This is a genomic window from Campylobacter corcagiensis (assembly GCF_013201645.1).
Classification (GTDB): Bacteria; Campylobacterota; Campylobacteria; order Campylobacterales; family Campylobacteraceae; genus Campylobacter_B; species Campylobacter_B corcagiensis.
This window is the reverse complement of sequence record NZ_CP053842.1, coordinates 1137770-1157712: the sequence shown is the minus strand read 5'-3', so window position 1 is coordinate 1157712 and position 19943 is coordinate 1137770. Positions and strand designations below refer to the sequence as shown.

The window sequence follows — 19943 nt, the reverse complement described above, 5'->3', positions numbered from 1 at the left end:
CAGCAAGTAGTCTTTGGATAAGTTTAAGAAATTTTTGATGATGCTTGTGCTAATTTATTTTATACAAATTTATACATTACTATTAAGGACTAAACCTTGAAACAAATCTTTACAAACTCAATAAACACATTTAAATTTATAAACTTAATAATACTATCACTACTGCTATCATCTTGTGATAATAATAAATCACACTTCACAGTTACAGCTGATACTGTCATTAAACCAGGATCTGAAATTTCAAAGTATGTAACTCAAGATGAAATTAATAGCTTTGGATTTAGATACTGGGATATAGATAATAATTACACTGAATTTGTTAATCCTATAGCCATTCCATTAAGAGATGCTTTAAAACAAAAAAACACAAATAAAGTATTAAGTTATTTAAAAGATAATAATCTAAGTGCAGATATACAAATAGAAGATGGAACAACACCTATAATGTATTCAAGCTTTTATAATGATATAAATACTACAAATGAACTAATAAAACTAGGTGCTGATGTCCATAAAAAAGATAAGTATGGTTTAAATGCTTTAGCTTATGCTATTTCTATGAATAGCATAGATGTAGTTAAAGCTTTAATTAATAGTGGTGTTAAATTTGAAGAAGTACCACTTACTCAAGGATATATTTTAACACCAAGCTATAGAAATATTGAAAAACTAGTAATAGATGGTGATAATATAGAAATCATCTATAAATACAATAATATTCAAAAAGATTACGATACACCTAAGGGTTATGGATATATGTTTGATGATATTGTTTTTAAAAACTGGTTGGAACTAGCAAAAATAATCCTAGATAGTGGCTATAAACCATATCCATATTTTTTTAATGGAGATGAAGTTTTAGTTGGAAATAGTATATATGATATTTTTCCAAAAGAAGAAGTCAACAATGCTATGGATATAGAGTTAGAAGAGTATAAAAACCAAGCTGGTGATAATTTTGATTTAAAGCTTTTTATAGATGACTTTTCATATGATTACTCTTTATATAAAGTTTTAGAAAATATCCCAAACCACGAACCAATGCTAAATTTACTCCTAGAACACAATATCTCAGGACAACCATCAAAAGAGCTAATGAAAAAAGTGTATGATGAGTGTTATGATGGATATATTTACAGATATAATTTAAAACAAAAATATATGAAAGAGAATATTAATAAAAAAGTAAAACATTTAGATTTTTATTTAAAGTATTGTTCTGACAAAAATGGAACTTTTAAAAACACAAAAGAGTTTATAAATTATAAAAATGGTAATAATAGAAACTATGAAATAGATAGTTTTTTATACTCAAACAAAGATGACCCAACAAAGGTAATTTACATTGAAAAATAAATTAAATAAAGTAACTAATTTATTACTTAAAAATTATAAATCTGTGGCGTGAGAGGTAAAAATAGTGAATGCCATTAAATATAAAATAAGTTTAGAATTTAAAAATATCTTAACTATTTTAAAATATATATCCATGTTTATTGCGGTTTTTACCTTTTTTATGATGGTTTATGAGACTATATCTCTTAATGCTCTTTATTATAATGATCCATATAATAAACTTTTTAAAATATTTATCATATTTTGCCTATCAGTAGTATCTTATATTTTGTTACCTAAACAAAGTAAATCAGTATTTAAAAATATATATTTTATTCTTATATTGATTGCTTCAATTTTGCTGTTTTTTAGTTATCAAATTTTTAAAGATTACTATAAGGAGCCTTCAGAACTAATCGCTAAGATTATAGATTTTAGCTCATCTGATATTTCAAATTTAGTGCAACATATAAAGCCAGTAGTAGATAAAAATATACAAAATAAAGACCTTAAAGAAATCAGAAAAAATTTCAAAGCACAAGGCTTTAATAAAAAAGATGGTGATATTTTAAATTTCTGTATACAAAGCATTAGAATTAAAGGAGATAAATATAGTTTTAAAATATCACTAAAAGAGACAAAATCACTTAATAATAAAGCTAAATATGAGCTTTTGGATGTTAAAATTAATCAATACGCAGTAATACTGCCATAAAAACAGATAAAATGGCAAAATTTATATAAAATTTAAAAGATTAATAATAAGTAACTAAAAAGATTTATAACTTTAAAATAGTTAAAATGAAAATTTTGAACAAAAAGGAGTAGTGATGAAAGAAATTTTTAAAATAATATTTTGTTTATCTATAATGCTAAATTTCAGCTTTTCTAGTCAGAAAGATACCGCTACAATACAATACCAAAATTTAATCAAACAAGTTGATAAGTTATGTGAAGCAATAGTAGCCGATGATTATGATAAAGCTAAAGATATGCTTGATAAAAATCCAAATTTAATAAATTTAAAAAATAGCCAGCACAAAAGACCATTAGCTATTTTTGTAGAGCGTAATAAAAATATGAAAATGTATGATTTGCTTTTAAGATATGAGCCAGAGCTTAATTTTGAAGTAGCTAATCATGTCTCTTTTTTGGAGAGCTTTTTATTTGATTGTGATATCAGTGATATTGATAGTGTGAAATTTATTGATAAAAGCATTAAAGCTGGTGCAACTATCGAATATGCAAATTATCTTTCTAGCAAACAAAAAGATAATAAATTTTATATGCTAAGCTATGCTTATGCTTTAAATAAACATAAGCTTTTTGATTATTTGCTAAGTTATGATGATACTAAAATAGATGGATTTTTGCTTGAATTTATAAGCACAGCAATGGAGTATATACATGGAGAAATGAAGTATGATTATCTAAAAAAACCATTAAATAAAATATATAAAGAAAAATCAAATGATAAAAATTACAATGAATTTCGTGATAACTTTTTTAATTATTTAGATGAAATTCTTAAAAAACACAACTTTGATATTTTTAATGAAAAAGAGCTAAATTTGTTAATAAGAATATTTTGTTATATTGATGATAAAAATGGTATAAAATATCTATTAGATAGAGGAATTTGTAGCTATGAGAAATACTTTCAAGCAATAAAAGAGTGGGCAAAATTTTATGAAAGTGAAAAAATATTAAATTTATTAGAAGAAAAAGAAAAATGAATAAAAACAATATAAATAAAACTAAAAATATTTATAATTTTAAAAGTTATAAATTGGTAGGCTAGGGTAAGGTTAATGGATAATAATGTGATTATGTCTAAATATTTAATTGATAGATTGACATATCTATTTGTTTGCTATATTGCTGTAGGAATTTTGTTATATTTTATTAATTTAAATTTTTTAAGTACAATTTTTGATTTTTTAAATAACGGTATTATTCCATTTTTTAATGTTTTATCTACTAGTTTGGAAAAAGTTAAATTTTATTCTACAGCAATTTTTTTATTATCAATAATCTCAATTATAATTGGTATTTTTCTATGTATAAAAGATATGCAATATAGAACAATTGATACTAAATATTTTAAAAAAAATGAAAGCTTTAAAATTATACCAAATAACAGTTTTTTTCTTTTCTGTGAAAATGGTTTTTTGTGGTTGGTTTATTTTAAGCCAATATTGCTAAAAAAAAGAATTTAGGTTTAACGGTGTTAGAAAAGATGGAAGATAGTGATATTTATATGATATTTCATAATATAATTTTTCAAGGATTAAATAGCATTATGCTTCTTGCGTGTATATCGCTAGTTTTAGAAAGTATATTATTTTATAATAAAACAGGAGATAAGTTATGAGTTTTAGTGTCTATAAAATTAAAGGTTTAAGTAGAAACAGATTAAAACTCCTTTATTAAAGCGTAAGTTAAATTCAGCTTGAATTTAATTAGTGTTTGGAAATAAAAATTATATAAAATAGTGTTGATTATAAAAGCAGATAAATTTATATAAAATTTGAAAAATAAAATAAAAAGTAACCAAATTATAATTAAAAAGATTTATAATTTTAAAAGTTATGAATTTTTGGCGTAAGGGATTAAATTTGAAAGAAAAACTTATAGCATATCTTAAAGAAAAAGAAAATACACATGCAAATAAAAAGAGATATTATGGTTATCTTTATGTGTATTGGCTTATGTACTTAGTTATATTTATAATACCTAGTAGTATTTTTGAAATTTTTCCATTTTTAGAAAATATCACATATCCTTTTAAGAATATTCCACTTTTTAAAAATCTTATCAGTAATTCTATCTATCCAGACCATATAGTGTTTTATGTATGTCTTATGACCATTATAAGTATTATTTCTATACCAAAAATAGCATATGATAGTTTTTTCTATAGAGTTTATGAATATGGTATGTTTAACCTATACGCCATTACAGAAGAATTCAATCAAAAACAAAAAAACGATAAAAAGATTAACACTATTTTCATTATTTTTATATTAACACCACTTTTTATAGGCTTTATGATTTATAGCCTTTATTTTTATGATGATTTTTTAAATAGTAGGCTTTTTCGTTCAAATATATCCAACCTTTTTCAAACTAGATTTGGAGTGTTTATGATAATGCTTATTTGGCAAGGACTTTTAAATTGGTTTGTTGGTGGTTATTTGCCAACCGCTATAGATTATGCTTATGATATTTTAAGGAGTAAAAAATGAAGCAAATTTTTAAAATAATACTTTGGCTATTTTTAATGCTAAGCTTTGGTTTGGCAAATGAAGTAAAATATGATAATACAGCACTACAAGACCAAAATTTAACACAGTATAGCATAAAGAGTTTTTTGTTGCCATATATTGATTGTGATTTAAAGGATTTTGAAATTTATATAAATAGATGTGTAAAAGAAAAAGATGGCGAAGCTTGTTTTGCATCTGGAGGCTGTATTTATACTGGTGGAGTAAGAGATTTAAAGCATAAATATGGCAATGCGACTTTTGATATGTTTTCAGATTCTTGCAATTATAGTAACTCAAAAGGTTGTTTAATGTCAGCTGTAATGCTAGATGAGTCAGATATGGCAGATGAAGCTTTTAGTTTTTATCAAAAAGCTTGTAAACTAGAGCCAAAATTTTGTACAGAGCTTGGATATATTTATTTTTCAAAAGGTGATTATGTTGCAGCACTTAAATTTCATCAAATATCTTGCGAGAATGTAAATTTCTATGCTTGTGTCGCTTTAGGAAATTTACAGGAATTAATATTTAAAGATGAATTTGAAGCTAGTAAAAGTTACAAAAAAACTTGTGATAATAATATAAAAGAAGGGTGTAATAATTTAGGCTTTTATTACTACCGAAAAATCTGTAAAGATGACAAGTGTATAAAAAGTCGGGATGATTATGATATGGCGGTAAAGTATTTAGATAAAGGTTGTAAGTTAAATAATATTAAATCTTGCACTAGATTAGAAAATTGCTTAAAAAATTATAACCCCACAAAGAAGCTTTAAAATAGAATTAGTGATTATAACTTTAAAAACATAATTTTAATGTTAAAATGGTTCAAATTTAGTGATAATGTAAATTTTTGTTAGTTATTTTTACCTTCATAAGGTTCTTGGTAAAAATTAACTTAATTAGTTAAGTCAAATTTATATAAATTTAGGGTTAAAATTTAATCCCTTATCCTGCTTAACTCTTCTTCGCTTATCTGAGTGAAATTTCCTTCGTGTTTTGGAGTCAAATATCCATCGTTTATCATCATGTCTATTATCTCTTTAAAAATAGGAAGTGCGTTTTGAGCAGCGTAGTAACTTCCTTTTGTTGGCTCTCTTACTAAAACCCCCATTGTATAACTTCTATTTTGATCATTCATAAAACCAAAAAATGAACTATTATAAACTGCTGAGTAACTTCCATCTTTAAAAACCCTAGCAGTTCCTGTTTTTCCACCGATTTCTAGTCCTTTTGTTCTAGCTTTTCTTCCTGTGCCTCTATTTACCGTTTCTGTTAAAACAAATTTCATTGCATCAGCTGTTTTTTTGCTTATTACTTGTTTGCTTGTTGCTTCATTTAGTTTGTAGATTTTACCATCTTTTTCTAAGTGATTAACAATTCTTGGCGTTGTTAAAATTCCATCATTATTAAATACCGTAAAAGCATTTAGGATTTGCATAAATGTCGTTTGAAGTCCATATCCATAACCAAGTGTTGCTTTGTTTGATCTGTTTGATAAAGCACTTAGACTCGGAATATTTCCAGTTTGTTCATATGGCAAGTCAATACCTGTTTTAGCTGAGAGATTGTAGTTTAAAAGTCCGCTGAAAAGCTCTGCATTATCAAGTCTTGAAGTTATCATTATCATGCCGATATTTGATGATTTAACAACGATATCTATTGCAGACAGCTCAGGATACGGACTTGTATCTCTAATTGTCCTAGTTCCTAATTTATAGCTTCCGTTATATGTTTTTATGGTTTCATTTAGATTTACAAGCCCTTTTTCATAAACAAGAGAGAAAACGATTGGTTTTATGACTGAACCAGGCTCATAAGGATACTCTGTCGCTGTGATATTTAGTGCTTGGTAGTCATTTTTAGTAATATTTTCAGGATTATAACGATTTGATGAAGCAAGAGTTAAAACTTGAGAATTTTTAGAATCTAAAATTCCCACAACTATCTCAGTAGCTCCATACTCTTTAGCTTTTTTTGCTAAAAGTTTTTCTATTTTAGATTGAAATTTTAAAGGTGTATTAAGTATGACATTATATCCATCAGCTTTTTTTGATTTTATGCTATCTTTTTCTAGGATAATGTTATTTCCAATATCTCGTGGACCTTGAACTAGCTCATCACTACTTGCAAAAAGATAGTAATCATAAAATTTTTCAACTCCTTTAACACCTTTTACGCGTGTTATTCCATCAACTTCAACTTTTTTGACATAACCTAAAAAAGGACTCATTGAATTTTTGGCTAAGTAGTTTCTACTTTCGCCACTTTCTAAAACGCTCATTCCAATAGGGGGTCTTGTTACTCCATCTTTTGAGACAAATGATATAAAGACTTTTTTTGAATTTAGCTCTCTTGATAACTCTCTTAAGTGCATAGCGGCTTTTGGATCTATTTTATATGACAAAACTACAGCACCGTCATTTTTTTTGATAAGATTTTTAACTCTTTTTTCGCTATCATTTGCGTATATTGAGTATAATTTTACAAAAAGATCAAGCTTATCTGGGTCTATACTTCTTGTATCGATTGTTACTTTATATAGTTTTTTAGAATTTGCTACATGATAGCCATCTTCTGAGATTATACTTCCTCTAACGGCTGCACTTTTATCGCTACTTTCAAGTCGTGGCAAATTTCTACTAGAACTTGCCCAGTAGTAGTTAGCAAGCACAAAAAGCCCTAAAATAAGTGGTGTTATAAAGAAAATAAATACCCCAGATACAAGTTTTATATGTTTATTATTCATGGAGTGTATTATATAAATTTAATGCTTAGTTTTTAGTTAGAATTTAGCTAACTCTTTGAAATTTAGAGTAAAATCTGAGTTTATTTTGTCTTTATAAATTTTTATAAATTCAGCTCTATCTAAATTTCTAGCACCCATAAATTTAAGATGAGGATTCATTACCTGGGCATCTATGATAAAATCATACGGCATTAAAGCCTTTGCAAGTGTATAAAGAGCAACTTTAGAAGCCTCTTTTTTCATACTTATCATGCTCTCACCACAAAAAACTCTACCTATCATAACTCCATAAAGTCCGCCAATTAACTCATCTTCATCATAGACTTCAACGCTATTTGCATATCCTAAATTTGCTAAATTTATATAAGCATTTATGATATCTTTACTTAACCAAGTGGGTTCGTTTTTAACTCTTTGATTAAAGCAAAGCGTGATAAGATCTTTAAAATTTTGACTAAATTTAACGTTATATTTTTTTAAAAATGGCTTTGTGCTTTTGTGGAGTTTAACATCTTCTGGAAAGAAAACTGCTCTTGGATCTGGCGACCACCAAAGAACTGGTTGATCTTGCATAAACCATGGAAAATAGCCGCTTTTGTAAGCATCCAAAAGCATTTTGGGGCTTAAATTTCCACCTATTACGCAAGGGCTATCAGCTGGGGCTAAATTCGGATCTGGAAATTTAAAACTTTTCATTTATAAAAGATGCCAAATTTAAGCTTGAAGTTTGCTTAAATTTGGCTTTAAAGTTAGAGTCTGTTTGAGTCGTGTCGTTTAAAATACGATATAACTGTGATCAAAATCATTGATAGTATATATATCCAAAGTCCTGTTGGGATAGGGATAGTTTCACCACCTGCGTAGCTGTGCATTCCAGCTAGATAGAAGTTAACTCCAAAGTATGTCATTAATACGCTTGAAAATGCCCACATTGAAGCAACTGAAAGAGCATATTGCGAGTTCATAGATGGTACTCTTTTGAAGTGGACAATAGCTGCATAAACTAAGATAGTTACAAGCGACCAAGTCTCTTTACTATCCCAGCCCCAGTATCTTCCCCAGCTCTCATTTGCCCAAATTCCACCTAAAAAGTTTCCAGCACTTAACAAACAAAGTCCTAAAATAAGACTCATTTCATTGATACGACAAGCTTCTGTTATATTTTTTGAAATTTCACTTCTATGACCTGGTTTTTTGATGATAAACAGAACTAAAACAAATGCTCCAAGAAGTGCACTTAGCCCAAAAAATCCATAACTAGCTGTAATAACTGATACATGTATAGTTAGCCAGTATGAGTTTAAAACTGGTTGAAGTGGCGTGATTTGTGGGTCTATCGCACTTAAATGAGCAACAAAAAGCGTAATGCCAGCCATAATCGAAGTTAAAGACAGAGATATCGCTGAAGTCCTAGAAAATATAATACCGCTAAGTGATAGTGACCAAGCTATATAAACTAAGCTTTCATAAGTGTCAGACCAAGGTGCATGCCCTGAAACATACCATCTTATGCCAAGCCCTATTGTGTGAGCTATAAATGCTATGATATTTATTAGATAGACTGCTTTTACGGGTGTGCTTAAATTTAATTTTGGACTCATCATTCTCGAAAAAACTAAGATTAAAAGGGCAAAACCAGCTAGTAAATAAACCGGAACAAGTCTTTGGAAAATTTGAGCTTCATTAAAGATAACTTCAAATTTTAAGCGATTAAGGGAAGGTATAACTTCATGACCAACTTTATTTTGATACTGCTTTAAAAGATCTAAAGCTTGATCAGCCTTGCTCCAATCACCACTTTTTTGAGCTTCTTGAATGCTAGCGATATAGTTTTGAAGAACCATTCTTGCTCTCATTGCTTCATCGCCACTGAAATTTTTAATAACCCCATAAGGCGAGTACCAGTCATTATTCTCAGCATTTTCCTTTGGCATAATCTTAAGCATAGCATTCATTATTACAGTTTGATAAAATATACTAAATCTCTCATCAACTTTTATTATGTCTTTATCAAGAGTTCCACGCTCATTAGGTGGTTTTCTGCTTGTTGCTTCAGCCATTCTGCCAAGTTTATAGTAGCTTTGCCCCCCAGCATCTACACCCCAAAAATCATTATAAGTAGCATATTTAGTATCTAGAGGAATTCCTAAAATTTTCTTTAGTTCATCTTCGCTTACTCTTATATATGGTGCATCTATCCAGTATTCATAGTTTGCACTCATTGAAAGTAGGGCTTGCATATAGTCCATGCCATTAAATTCATCTTTTTTATATATTTTTGTCATAATATTTCTAGCCATAGTATCAAGTGGTTCCATTCTTCCATCAAAACCTTGAACGACTAGGGTTTTAGCCTTTTGTGCGTGAGCTTTATCAATGGTTGGTGCGTCTTTATAGCTAGGGAATTTTTTAGCCGAAAAAGGAGTGGTGTTTGAGCTAGTTTGTGAGCTACTAGTTGAACTAGACGCTGTTGAGTTGCTATCATATCCTGGAAATGCCTGTAGCTGACTAATACTAGCTGATGACAGCACTAATATGGCAAGAATTGCTACTACACTATTTTTACTTTTTACAATTTTTGATGGTTTTTTTCTAGAACTGCTCTCATCAATTTTTCTAGCAAGGAATAAAAATCTTGAGTTTTTGCTAAAGAAATTTAGTAGCATTCCAACCATCATCAAAAAATATCCTATATATGTAGTTACTTTGCCAGGATCTCTATTGACTGAGAGTATAGTTCCAAGCTCATCCATATCATAACTGCTTTGAAAAAACCTATATCCGCCATAATCAAGGACATTATTCATATAAATTTCATATGGCATATTTACGCTATTTTCTTCATCTTTTACTACAACTTCGCTGCTGTATCCTGATGGTGAGTTCGATCCAGGGTATCTATCCATTTTAAAATCCTTTAATTCTAAGCTAAATGGAAGTTGAACCATTCTTGGTGACCACGCAAGAAAAAACTCTTTTCCGCCAACTGTAAATTGTCGTGGCATTTGATACTGTAAGATAAAAACATCTTCAGTTTCTCCATTGTATGATAGAGTTGCAAGCATAGCATTTGACCCAGTTTCAGTATGTGGTAGTTTTTTAGCACCAAGCCTAGCACTTTTCATCAATGTTTTAAATGAGAAATTTACAATATTGTCTATTCTATAAACAGTCATATCATCTATTTCTACTTCTGTATTAAGTGGAAAAGGCTCTAAATTTGAACTCCCCATTTTTGCATAAGCGATTTTTTGATTTGTCTTCATAAAGAATTTATCATCTTTATTATATATTTTCATGAAATGGCTCTGTTTTGGTTCAGTATTAAAAGCTATATCAAGATCACCTATTGGAAATATATGCCCAGAAGTAAGAGGAATTTCATTTTTGTTATTATCATCCCAGAAGCTAAGTTCTACAATCGGTCTTCCTTTATCGTGTTCAACCCAGCCAATTCCTGCATTTAGCAAAAATTCTTTAAATGTCAAAACAGCTTCGCCTTTATCTGTATCAAGCTTGATATCAAAAGGTTTTTGACCATTTGTTGCTACATATCTATCATCATCTGTTCTTATTTCGTTGCCATTTTCATCTTTACTGATAAGCTGTATGTAGGTCTCTCTAGTTGAGACTATATTAGTTGTTGATCCCTCTCTTATATGCATACTTCCTTCAACACCAAAAAAGTGAGTAATAGCCGCACCAAGAAAGATAAGTATGAAACTAAAGTGAAAAATAAATGATGGTATATTTTTAAGTAAAACAGCTCTATAAGCATATAGATTATAAATCAAATTTAAAGTAAGTAGAAGCTGTATTAGGTGAAACCACCAAGCTCCATACACTACTTCCCAAGCAACTGCTGTGTTATATGCTGATTCTATAATAGTAGCAAGACCAGATGCTATAGCAAATATTATAAGCATAACAATCATACTTGTCATACTAAAAAACGCCTTAATGAGTCTATCCATATAAATTCCTTACGGTTAAAAATTTTGTGTGTAATGGTATTTTAAATTTTGTAACATAAACTATATAAAAGCTTAATTAACTTTAACTGGCATAAATAAAAAGTCATTTATCTTCCACTGGGCATTTACCATATGTAGGGTAATAACTTTTTCAAATTTATGGTTTTGTTTTTTATAATTTGATGTCATTTTAACAAATGCAATGGTTGGACCACTTTTATCTTCTAAGTAGTCAAATTTAAGCTCTACCGTATCATCATTGCCTTTATAATCATAGTCTATATAAAATAGATCTTTTCCATTATTTTTGTCAAATTTGTCAATATAGTCTAAGTTATGTTTTTCTGTAAGGAGAGTTTTTGCTTCATCTAGTTTTCCAGCTTCAGCAAGCAGTATAAAATTTTTTACAACATCTACTGGGTCTGTGTTATCTATTTTTTTAGAACAGCCAAACAGTAAAATACTACAGGTAACTAAAGATAAAAGTATTTTATTTTTCAATTTATATCCTTGTATTAAAATTTAAGTAGATAAATTATCTCTTTTTTCACCTTATAGAGCACTTAAAATTTATAAATTTGTTAAATTTTATAGATTAAACTTTTTGTTTAATATTTGGATAAAATTTAAATGTAATTACAATTCTGTGACTAAGGCATTTATTAATAATATTAAAAATTTTAAGAGTTCTAATATATTTAATTTTAAAGTTTCACACAAAAGTTATCCTTATAAGTTTCCTATATAGCGATATTATGACTTTTTTGCTTAAATGAATATAAAGTTCTTTAAAATGCATTTACTTTAAACTAGATTTAATCTAAATTTAACTACAATTCTAACAAATAGTTTTGAATTGTTAATGAAATAACAATATTGTTTGTAGAAAATTGACTATTCAACTGTTTATATTTGAGGTATTAATCCAAGGAGGAAAAAGATGAAACCTAATTTACTCAAGAGGTTGTCAGCAACCTGTTGTGCATTTTTGTTTGCTGGAAGCCTTATGGCTCAAGAAGCAGATACGGGTGCTGTAGAGTCTGTAGTTGTAGATGCTCCAGCACAAGTAGAAGCTACTCCAGCACAACCAGCAGCTTCTGCAGAACCTACAACTGCTGAGAAGTATCAGCTTGATCTTAAAGAGCTAAATAGTGCAGGTTATGCTAAGCAAAGACCAGGCGTTCCAAGAACACTTGATGAGTATGTAAGAGGAGCGGATAGCTTTTTTGATTTACTTATTGATCAACACCCGATTTTTAAGTATGAAAAAGCTGGAAAACTTGCTGGTAAGTATACTATGAGTGATAGACAAGAGGAATTTGTCGAAATAAACAAAGGACCAAAATATGCTGAAAAAGTTGGTCTTGAGCATGCTGCTGTTACATATAGACTTGCTTGGGATTCTATTTTAGACTATCCAAATAAATATGTTGGACCAAAAAAATGTGGTGAGTGTCACCCCGCACAATATACTCAGTGGGAAAGATCAAGACATAGAAAAACAGTTAGATTTACAAATGATATTGAAGAGGTTGGAAACGATCTTAAAAAACCAGTTTATTCAACGGCCCCAGCTTCAATACTACCTCTAGGTATTCAAGCTGAAGATGTGTATGCAATTATCGGTACTCCAAGAACAAAGTATGGCTTTATTGATAAATGGCTAGTTAGGGGAACATATCATGTTCAAGATGGTAATTTATCTGATTTAACAGGTACTCTTACAGCTGGTGGTAACCAATTCTCAAGAGTTTGGTCTGAAAATATTACTCCAGAAGTAGCTAAAAAAATAGCTGAGTTTAGCCCAGGCTTCCCAACTAAAATGGAAGATTTTGGTCACTCAAGATCAACTGTTTGGGGAACAAACTCATATGGTTCAAAATATGCTGAAACGATGATGTTTCAACCAGCTAGTTCATATTGTGAAATTTGTCACCCTTTCAAATTTAATTTTAATACTAAAGATGAATTCTTTGCAGCTATTGGTGATAAAGAGAAGCTTGAAGCTCATACAATTTCACTAGGTATTAGCTGTGAGGAGTGTCACGGACCAGGGGCACACTTGTATGGTGCAAGAGGAGCTGGTATGCCATCAAACTGTGAAAGATGTCACCAAAGATTTGCTTATCAGGATGATGAAAGAGAGCCAAACCCAAGAAAGCCATTTAATGTTTACTTTAAATCAAGCTGTCCAAGCTGTGGAACTGAGGGTTCACAAATGTATAGCTCAGCTCACTATGATGCTGGTATGAGATGTACAACTTGTCACGATCCACACGAAGTTACGATAAATGACTGGAAAGATGGTTATACGTTAACGGGCCTAAAGAAAACTTGTGCTGATTGTCACGAAACTCAAGCTGAATTCTTTAAAGCAGCTGGTGGTGTTCATGCTAAGGATAACTGTACAGGATGTCATATGCCAAATATGATGAGTTGTGAAAACTTTGCTGCTATTCAAAATCCAGATAAAGGTGGATTTGATAACGTTAGAGCTAGCCATATTTGGAACATTAAAGTTAGTAAAGATGAAAAATCAATCAACCCTCCAGCAGGCAAAGATAGAGATCCTATGAAAGTAAAAGGTTGGAGATTTGAAAGAGATAATAATGGTAGATTCTTTATTGACCTAATGTGGAGTTGCGGTAGAACAAGCTATAGCGATCCTGACCTAATGAAGCCAGGTGCAAGTGGATGCCACAGCCCAGTTCAGTCAACTCTTCCAGCTGATCTTAAATTTACTAACCAAGAGATGATTTATGATAAAGTTATGGCTTGGCAAACACCTGTAAAAGAGGGTTATGATAAGATTAAAGAGGGTCTAAAGAATGTAGATAAAGCTATAGCTAATAACCCATCTCTAAATAGTACAGATAAATCAAAAGCTCTTCTACTTGCTAAAGAGGCAAATGAGATTAAGAAAAAACTAGAAAAAGATGGTGGCTGGGGAATTCATGGTCCAAACTATGCTAAGAGAATAGTTGATGAAGCATTAGTATATATTGAGGAAGCTCTAAATATACTTAGTGGACAAAAGACTGCTAAAAAGTAAATCCCCTAAGTCTAGCCTTTAAAGGCTAGACTTTATCTTGTTTTAAGGATGAAAAGATGAAAAATGTATTAAGATCTATGCTTATTGCTACTTTTCTTCTATTTGGATCTATAAGCACTCCAGCTCTTCACGCTTCAAGTGAAGGCACTATGGCAGTTGTTCAGGGTGTAACTCCGATTAGCATATCAAAAGCTAAAGAGTTGATCTCGGAGGGTGCTTATCTTTTTGATGCAAATGAGAAAGAGGTAAGAGATGAGTATGGTCATATAGAAGGGTCTGTTCATATCAATGTTGATAATTGGCAAGACCTTCTACCAAAAGATAAAAATGCTACTATTGTTCTGCACTGTTTAAACAGGATTTGTTACATTAGTAGTGAACTTGCTTTAGAAATTCAAAAGCTTGGTTATAAAAATGTATATGTTATGATCGAAGGTATTGAAGCTTGGATCATGAATGGTAACCCTGTTGTAAAAACACAGGCTGATAATATTAAGAAATTTATTGGTAGTGGTAATTGGGACAAATCATCTGCTGTTCATGATACAACAGATAGTATACATAGCCAGATGTATTTTGGTGATGTACCGAGCTGTAGAAGCTGTCATGGTGTAAATGTTGGTGGTGGTCAAAAGAGTATTATGCAAGATTTTGCAAGCTTAAAAAGTACTATTAATAAAAACTGTACAGAGTGTCACCAAAAAGCAGCTACTAGTCTTGAAAATAGCGTTCATGGCAAAAGTATGAAAGCTGATGCTCCAAAATGTACTGACTGTCATACTGTCCACAGAGGTAAGTATACTTCAGTTATTAATATGAAAAAAGAAAGCGATAGACTATGTGGCGAGTGTCACCAAAAAGAAAGAAGTCTGTATTTTAACACTTTCCATGGTAAGGCTATGCACTTAGAGAGTGCAAATAGAGCTATCACTGTTGCAGCTTGTTATGATTGTCATGGAAAACACAGCATCCATGGTGCAGACAACTCAATGTCTACTATAGCACCAGGTAAAAACAGAATTGACACTTGTGCAAGTTGTCACCCAGGAGCTGGAGAGACATTTTCTAATATAACAATGCACCCAGACCCAAGTGATGGTGATGAGTACCCAATAATGCATGCAGGACTTTTATTTATGCATGGGCTTTTAATCTTTGTATTTGGCTTTTTTATTATCCATACGGCTTTATGGTTTTATAGGCTTATGGCTACAAGAGCTAAATATCCAAAAGAGTGGAAAGAGGCAAAAGAAAAAGCTCATAGCGATTCTGTTAAGATTAAGAGATTTAGTAAATTCCATAAAATTCAACACTTGTTCTTAGCGGCAAGTTTCCTAGGTTTAGGTTTTTCAGGACTTCCGCAGAAATACTATACAGCTGACTGGGCACAAGGAATGATTGATTTAATGGGCGGACCAATAGGTGCGACAAAATTCCACCATATATCAGCTATTATAATGGGAATAGTTTTCTTTAGTCACCTGTTTGAAGTTGCATTTGTTGCTTATAAAAATAGAAAAGCAGTGTATGTGGATGGCAAATTTAGCTGGGGAATGTTCTGGAAGAAATTCTTTGGACCAGATTCACTTATGCCAAATTTCCAAGACTTTAGAGATCTTGCTGAGAACTTTAAGTGGTTTATCGGTAAAAGAGAGACTATGCCACAGTTTGATAGATGGACATATTGGGAGAAATTTGACTATATAGCGGTATTCTGGGGTATGGGCATGATCGGTCTAACTGGTTTAGCATTATGGTTCCCAGTTGGTGCATCTGAGATTGTTCCAGCGTGGTTAATGGATCTATGTACAATCTTCCACTCAGAAGAAGCGCTTTTGGCTCTAGGATTTATCTTTATGTTCCACTTCTTCCATACTCACTTTAGGGCAAATAAATTCCCTATGGATATGGTTATCTTCTCAGGTCAGTTAACTGAAGAGGAGATGAAACAAGAAAGAACTCCATGGTATGAAAGACTTAAAGAGAGTGGTGATTTTGATAAATTTGTCGTTAGAGAAGATGAATTTACTCCAGGTAAAAAGAAATTCTGGTTTATCGTTGGATATGCCATAGTAATAACTGGTTTAGTATTCCTAGCTCTAATTATAAATGCTTATTTCTAAGCAATATCCCCGCAATTTAGCGGGGATTATTTATTGATTATATTTTTTTAATTTTAAAGACGCTATTACGAGTAAAACCCCATAAAATGTAGCAAAAAATCCAGCAACCCATGCTAAAGCTACCATTCCTGATAGTGGTCTTACAATCAAAAACAGCCCCACAAGAACTGATAATACTCCAGATAAAATAATAAAAATTTCGCCATTTATCTCTTTTCTTAGTTTTATAGCGATCAAAATTTTTGTAATTCCTGCAATAATCGTCCAAATAGCAACCATCATAAGGAGTGCTACTGCTGTAATATTTGGATAAAGCATACTTATAATTCCAAGTATGATTCCTATAATTCCACCAAAAACAACGACCCACCATTCGCTCGTTTTATCTTTAAGCTTTACTCCTATATAAGCACTTATACCACCATCAAAAATAAGCATAAATGCAAACATATACACTAAGACTAAGATTGACATGAGCGGCATTGTAAATAGCATTAATCCAAATAAAATTCCAACTATTCCATGAATCAAAACAACCCACCAATTTTTACTCATCGCAAGAGCTAAATTTTTTTCCAAAACTTCCATAATTATCTCCTTAAATATAATTGCAATTACATTTTATATTTAACTAGTAAATGATATATAAATTTAAGTACCTATAAATAATTAAATAAAAGATATCGCCCACGGTGTTTAGAATACTACATGAAACTTAGTGGCAGCACAAAATGATATAAATTTAATAAATTAAATGGTAAATGACGAAATATTAGGTAATAATAAATAATGCTCAAAGAACAATATTTGAAAATTTAAAAAAGATAGGCAGAGTTTATAGGGTGTTAGAAAACGAAAAGCCATTAACGATTATTAGAAAATATGATAGCAATAAAGACGCTATTATTTTAAAAAAGCAATAGAGACTATGGTGCTAAACATATCGAAAAAAATACATTTTGGGAAAAGATAATAATAATTTTTTTTAGAGTAGTTGATAAAAATATAGGCAAAATAAATAATATGGCCGAACTAGCAGTACCACCAGCAAATTTTAATCAGCCCCACGAAAATACTATATCTTTTTATTTTGATATAAACCTTATAAAATCTAAGACAAATGGCGATGGGATAAGACAGTTACCCTGATCGTCTAGGACTATTTCACCTAGCAAACTTGGTGGAGAGCCACATTCCAACGCCGTTAGTATTATACTAAATCAAAACTTAAATAATACTCAAGAACAATATTTGAAAATTTAAAAAGAGATGATAAGTTAAATAACTTAAGGCAGATGGCAAATAAAACAAGTTATTGGAAAAAATTATACTGATTTTTATCACAACCCCAAAGGTGCTATTAGTAAATTAATACAAGAACAAAACGAACAAGTTGTAGGCTATGCTTTTTTCAGGCGTTCCACATACTGGCGATATCGTGCATTGTGGCACTCTTTTATTTAAAAAAGCTAAACACTTAGTTACAGAGCCTAAAGCAATAGATAAATTTAAAGCAAATGATGGAAATAATCAAACCAAGTTAAATTTTAAATTCCTGCTAAATTTATAAGAAATTTAGCAAATTCATCACTGTCATTTGGACATTTACAAACATCAAAATACTCAAAATTTAACCCCTTAGCAAGCTCTTTATACTCAATGCTTAGCTCATAATCAGTCTCAGAATTATCAATACAAAAAGCTATCGGAAAAAGCAAAGCCCTTTTACTTTCTAAATTTTTAAGTGTTATGTCAGTAAATGGCTCCACCCATTTAACAGGACCAAGTTTTGATTGATAAGTTAGTAAAACTTCTTTAAAATTTATACCATTTTCTATGATAAGTTCTTTTAAAATTTTAGCATGTTCTTCAAGGTGGTTTTTGTATGGATCGCCTTTTGTTATGATTTTTTCTGGCAAAGAGTGAGCTGATAGTATAAGGGACGTTTTTGCTATCTCATCTTTACTAAGAGCTGAAATTTTCTCTTTTATTAAATTTAATACTATTTCATTATACTCTCGTTTATCATAAAAATAAGAAATTTCGCGCACCTTTCCTTTGAAATCTTTTAAAGCCTCTTTTGCATCTAACATGCTTGAGTGGATTGTGGTTATAGAGTAGTGTGGATATAAAGGAACTAGAACTATCTCATCGTAACTTTTGTATTTAGCTAGCTGATCTTTAGCAAAAGGTGGTGTGTATCTCATGGCAAAGTCAAATTCTGTATTGCTAAAATTTGTAGCTTTTTTACAAAGGCTATCTGTAATGTCATTAATAGGAGACTTTCCGCCCAGTGCTTTATAAATTTCAGCAGATGCTTTTTTTCTAGATGTTGTGATCATCCAAGCTACAAAACTTCTTAGTATTTTTGATTTAATGCCTAAAATACAAGGATCATTAAACATATTTTTTAAAAAAACACTAACCTCATCAAGGCTGTTTGGACCGCCCATATTGAGTAAAATAACAACTCTTTTCATCTTAAAATTTCCCTTATTTTTATAACATCATCTATATCTGCTAGTTCGCTTTTTTGGGCACCATTACAAATTTCAGCAAATAGCGTATGCTCTTTATTGAGTGAAAAATCTTCACTATCAACTTTTAAATTTATCCTGCCGTTTTGGGTAAATTTATGCATCGCAAAATTTACTAAATCTGCGACATATACCCCACTACTAGCTGAAATTTCCATTATATGCCTATTGCTTGGATATAAAGAATTTAAAATAATATTTACTAAAATACCATTTTTTAGCTTCATACTAGAGCTTATTACCTCTTTTGTAGGGTCTGGCTTTGATCTTTTGCTATCAAAAAGCACAATCTCAGATAAAGTAAGGTATCTAATCAAATCCAAATCCTTTAACAACATATCATCTAAATCTCCACCCAATACACCCTTTATAATGTTTATTGAGTAAATTTCACTCTCTTTTTTGAACTCTCTTTTTAATGCTTCTATGGTTGGATGAAACCTAAGATTAAACCCAACGACTATCTTAGCTGAGTTTGAGTGAGCAGCATATCTCATCTCTCTAGCTTGCTCTAAAGAGGTTGTACAAGGGGACTCTACTAGGATATATTTTACATATTTTAAGGCTTCTAGGATACTTTCTTTATGGTTTTTTGTAGGAGTTGCTATGATTACAGCTTCAGGTTTTGCTATTGTAAAAAGATCTCGTGGCTCTTGAAAAAATTCCACTCGCCCAAGATCTTTTTGAACTATGTCACACGCCCCAACAAGGTCAAAATAGTCTGACCTTCTTAAAGCATTAAGATGGTTTTTACCAAATTCTCCAAGTCCGATAATTCCAATCCTTCTTTTCATCTATAACCCTAAAATATTTTACTTATTATTCTACCTTATTTCAATAAACAGTTGAAAAACTCTTCAAAGTTATCTGAATTTTCCACTACAAGCTTAAATTTATTAAATTTAGA

Annotated in this window: 17 protein-coding genes; 10 read left to right on the top strand and 7 right to left on the bottom strand. The window is 30.5% G+C overall.

Going from position 1 to position 19943, the window contains the following annotated elements; genetic code table 11:
* Positions 1-96: 96 nt before the first annotated feature.
* The 7 genes from CCORG_RS05970 (at position 97) to CCORG_RS05940 (ending at position 5377) form a co-directional block, all read left to right on the top strand.
* Positions 97-1356, top strand: a complete 1260-nt coding sequence (locus tag CCORG_RS05970) for an ankyrin repeat domain-containing protein (RefSeq protein ID WP_232088125.1) — start codon at positions 97-99, stop codon at positions 1354-1356.
* Between the two features lie 322 nt (positions 1357-1678).
* The gene (locus CCORG_RS05965; protein ID WP_172658561.1) at positions 1679-2050 is read left to right on the top strand and encodes a hypothetical protein; all 372 of its coding nucleotides are present in this window, start codon (positions 1679-1681) and stop codon (positions 2048-2050) included.
* Between the two features lie 115 nt (positions 2051-2165).
* Positions 2166-3071, top strand: a complete 906-nt coding sequence (locus CCORG_RS05960; protein ID WP_025803819.1) for a hypothetical protein — start codon at positions 2166-2168, stop codon at positions 3069-3071.
* 75 nt (positions 3072-3146) lie between these two features.
* Positions 3147-3554: a hypothetical protein gene (locus tag CCORG_RS05955; RefSeq protein WP_025803818.1), complete on the top strand. Its 408-nt coding sequence runs from the start codon at positions 3147-3149 to the stop codon at positions 3552-3554.
* 8 nt (positions 3555-3562) lie between these two features.
* Positions 3563-3709 (top strand): hypothetical protein, encoded by a 147-nt coding sequence (locus CCORG_RS05950; protein WP_161632387.1) that lies wholly within the window; start codon positions 3563-3565, stop codon positions 3707-3709.
* A 244-nt stretch (positions 3710-3953) separates the two neighbouring features.
* A complete protein-coding gene (locus CCORG_RS05945; protein WP_025803817.1) occupies positions 3954-4583 on the top strand; it encodes a hypothetical protein in 630 nt (209 codons plus the stop codon).
* On the top strand, positions 4580-5377 hold the full coding sequence (locus CCORG_RS05940) for a tetratricopeptide repeat protein (protein WP_025803816.1): 798 nt from the start codon (positions 4580-4582) through the stop codon (positions 5375-5377). Before CCORG_RS05945 ends, CCORG_RS05940 begins: the two co-directional genes overlap by 4 nt.
* Before the next feature lie 164 nt (positions 5378-5541).
* On the opposite strand, the gene CCORG_RS05935 is transcribed toward CCORG_RS05940, so the two are convergent.
* From CCORG_RS05935 to CCORG_RS05920, 4 genes are all read right to left on the bottom strand, one after another.
* Positions 5542-7350, bottom strand: coding sequence for a peptidoglycan D,D-transpeptidase FtsI family protein (locus tag CCORG_RS05935; RefSeq protein WP_025803815.1), 1809 nt, complete (start codon positions 7348-7350; stop codon positions 5542-5544).
* Between the two features lie 36 nt (positions 7351-7386).
* A complete protein-coding gene (gene aat, locus CCORG_RS05930; RefSeq protein WP_025803814.1) occupies positions 7387-8046 on the bottom strand; it encodes a leucyl/phenylalanyl-tRNA--protein transferase in 660 nt (219 codons plus the stop codon).
* A 53-nt stretch (positions 8047-8099) separates the two neighbouring features.
* Positions 8100-11324 carry a cytochrome c biogenesis protein gene (locus CCORG_RS05925; RefSeq protein WP_025803813.1) on the bottom strand — a complete coding sequence of 1075 codons (3225 nt, stop codon included), beginning with the start codon at positions 11322-11324 and terminating at the stop codon, positions 8100-8102.
* Between the two features lie 72 nt (positions 11325-11396).
* Positions 11397-11825, bottom strand: coding sequence for a hypothetical protein (locus tag CCORG_RS05920; protein WP_025803812.1), 429 nt, complete (start codon positions 11823-11825; stop codon positions 11397-11399).
* A 439-nt stretch (positions 11826-12264) separates the two neighbouring features.
* Here CCORG_RS05920 and CCORG_RS05915 point away from each other — a divergent pair, with 439 nt between their 5' ends.
* Positions 12265-14376: a cytochrome c3 family protein gene (locus tag CCORG_RS05915; RefSeq protein ID WP_025803811.1), complete on the top strand. Its 2112-nt coding sequence runs from the start codon at positions 12265-12267 to the stop codon at positions 14374-14376.
* A 56-nt stretch (positions 14377-14432) separates the two neighbouring features.
* Positions 14433-16499 (top strand): rhodanese-like domain-containing protein, encoded by a 2067-nt coding sequence (locus tag CCORG_RS05910; protein ID WP_034971814.1) that lies wholly within the window; start codon positions 14433-14435, stop codon positions 16497-16499.
* A 30-nt stretch (positions 16500-16529) separates the two neighbouring features.
* On the opposite strand, the gene CCORG_RS05905 is transcribed toward CCORG_RS05910, so the two are convergent.
* Positions 16530-17087: an HdeD family acid-resistance protein gene (locus tag CCORG_RS05905; RefSeq protein ID WP_025803810.1), complete on the bottom strand. Its 558-nt coding sequence runs from the start codon at positions 17085-17087 to the stop codon at positions 16530-16532.
* Positions 17088-17901: 814 nt separating this feature from the next.
* Here CCORG_RS05905 and CCORG_RS05900 point away from each other — a divergent pair.
* The gene (locus CCORG_RS05900; RefSeq protein ID WP_161632386.1) at positions 17902-18069 is read left to right on the top strand and encodes a hypothetical protein; all 168 of its coding nucleotides are present in this window, start codon (positions 17902-17904) and stop codon (positions 18067-18069) included.
* Here the strand turns inward: CCORG_RS05900 and hemH are convergent.
* The gene (gene hemH / locus CCORG_RS05895) at positions 18047-18979 is read right to left on the bottom strand and encodes a ferrochelatase (RefSeq protein ID WP_025803809.1); all 933 of its coding nucleotides are present in this window, start codon (positions 18977-18979) and stop codon (positions 18047-18049) included. The genes CCORG_RS05900 and hemH overlap by 23 nt on opposite strands.
* Positions 18976-19830 carry a Gfo/Idh/MocA family protein gene (locus CCORG_RS05890; RefSeq protein ID WP_025803808.1) on the bottom strand — a complete coding sequence of 285 codons (855 nt, stop codon included), beginning with the start codon at positions 19828-19830 and terminating at the stop codon, positions 18976-18978. The genes hemH and CCORG_RS05890 overlap by 4 nt, the downstream gene beginning before the upstream one ends.
* Between the last annotated feature and the right edge of the window lie 113 nt (positions 19831-19943).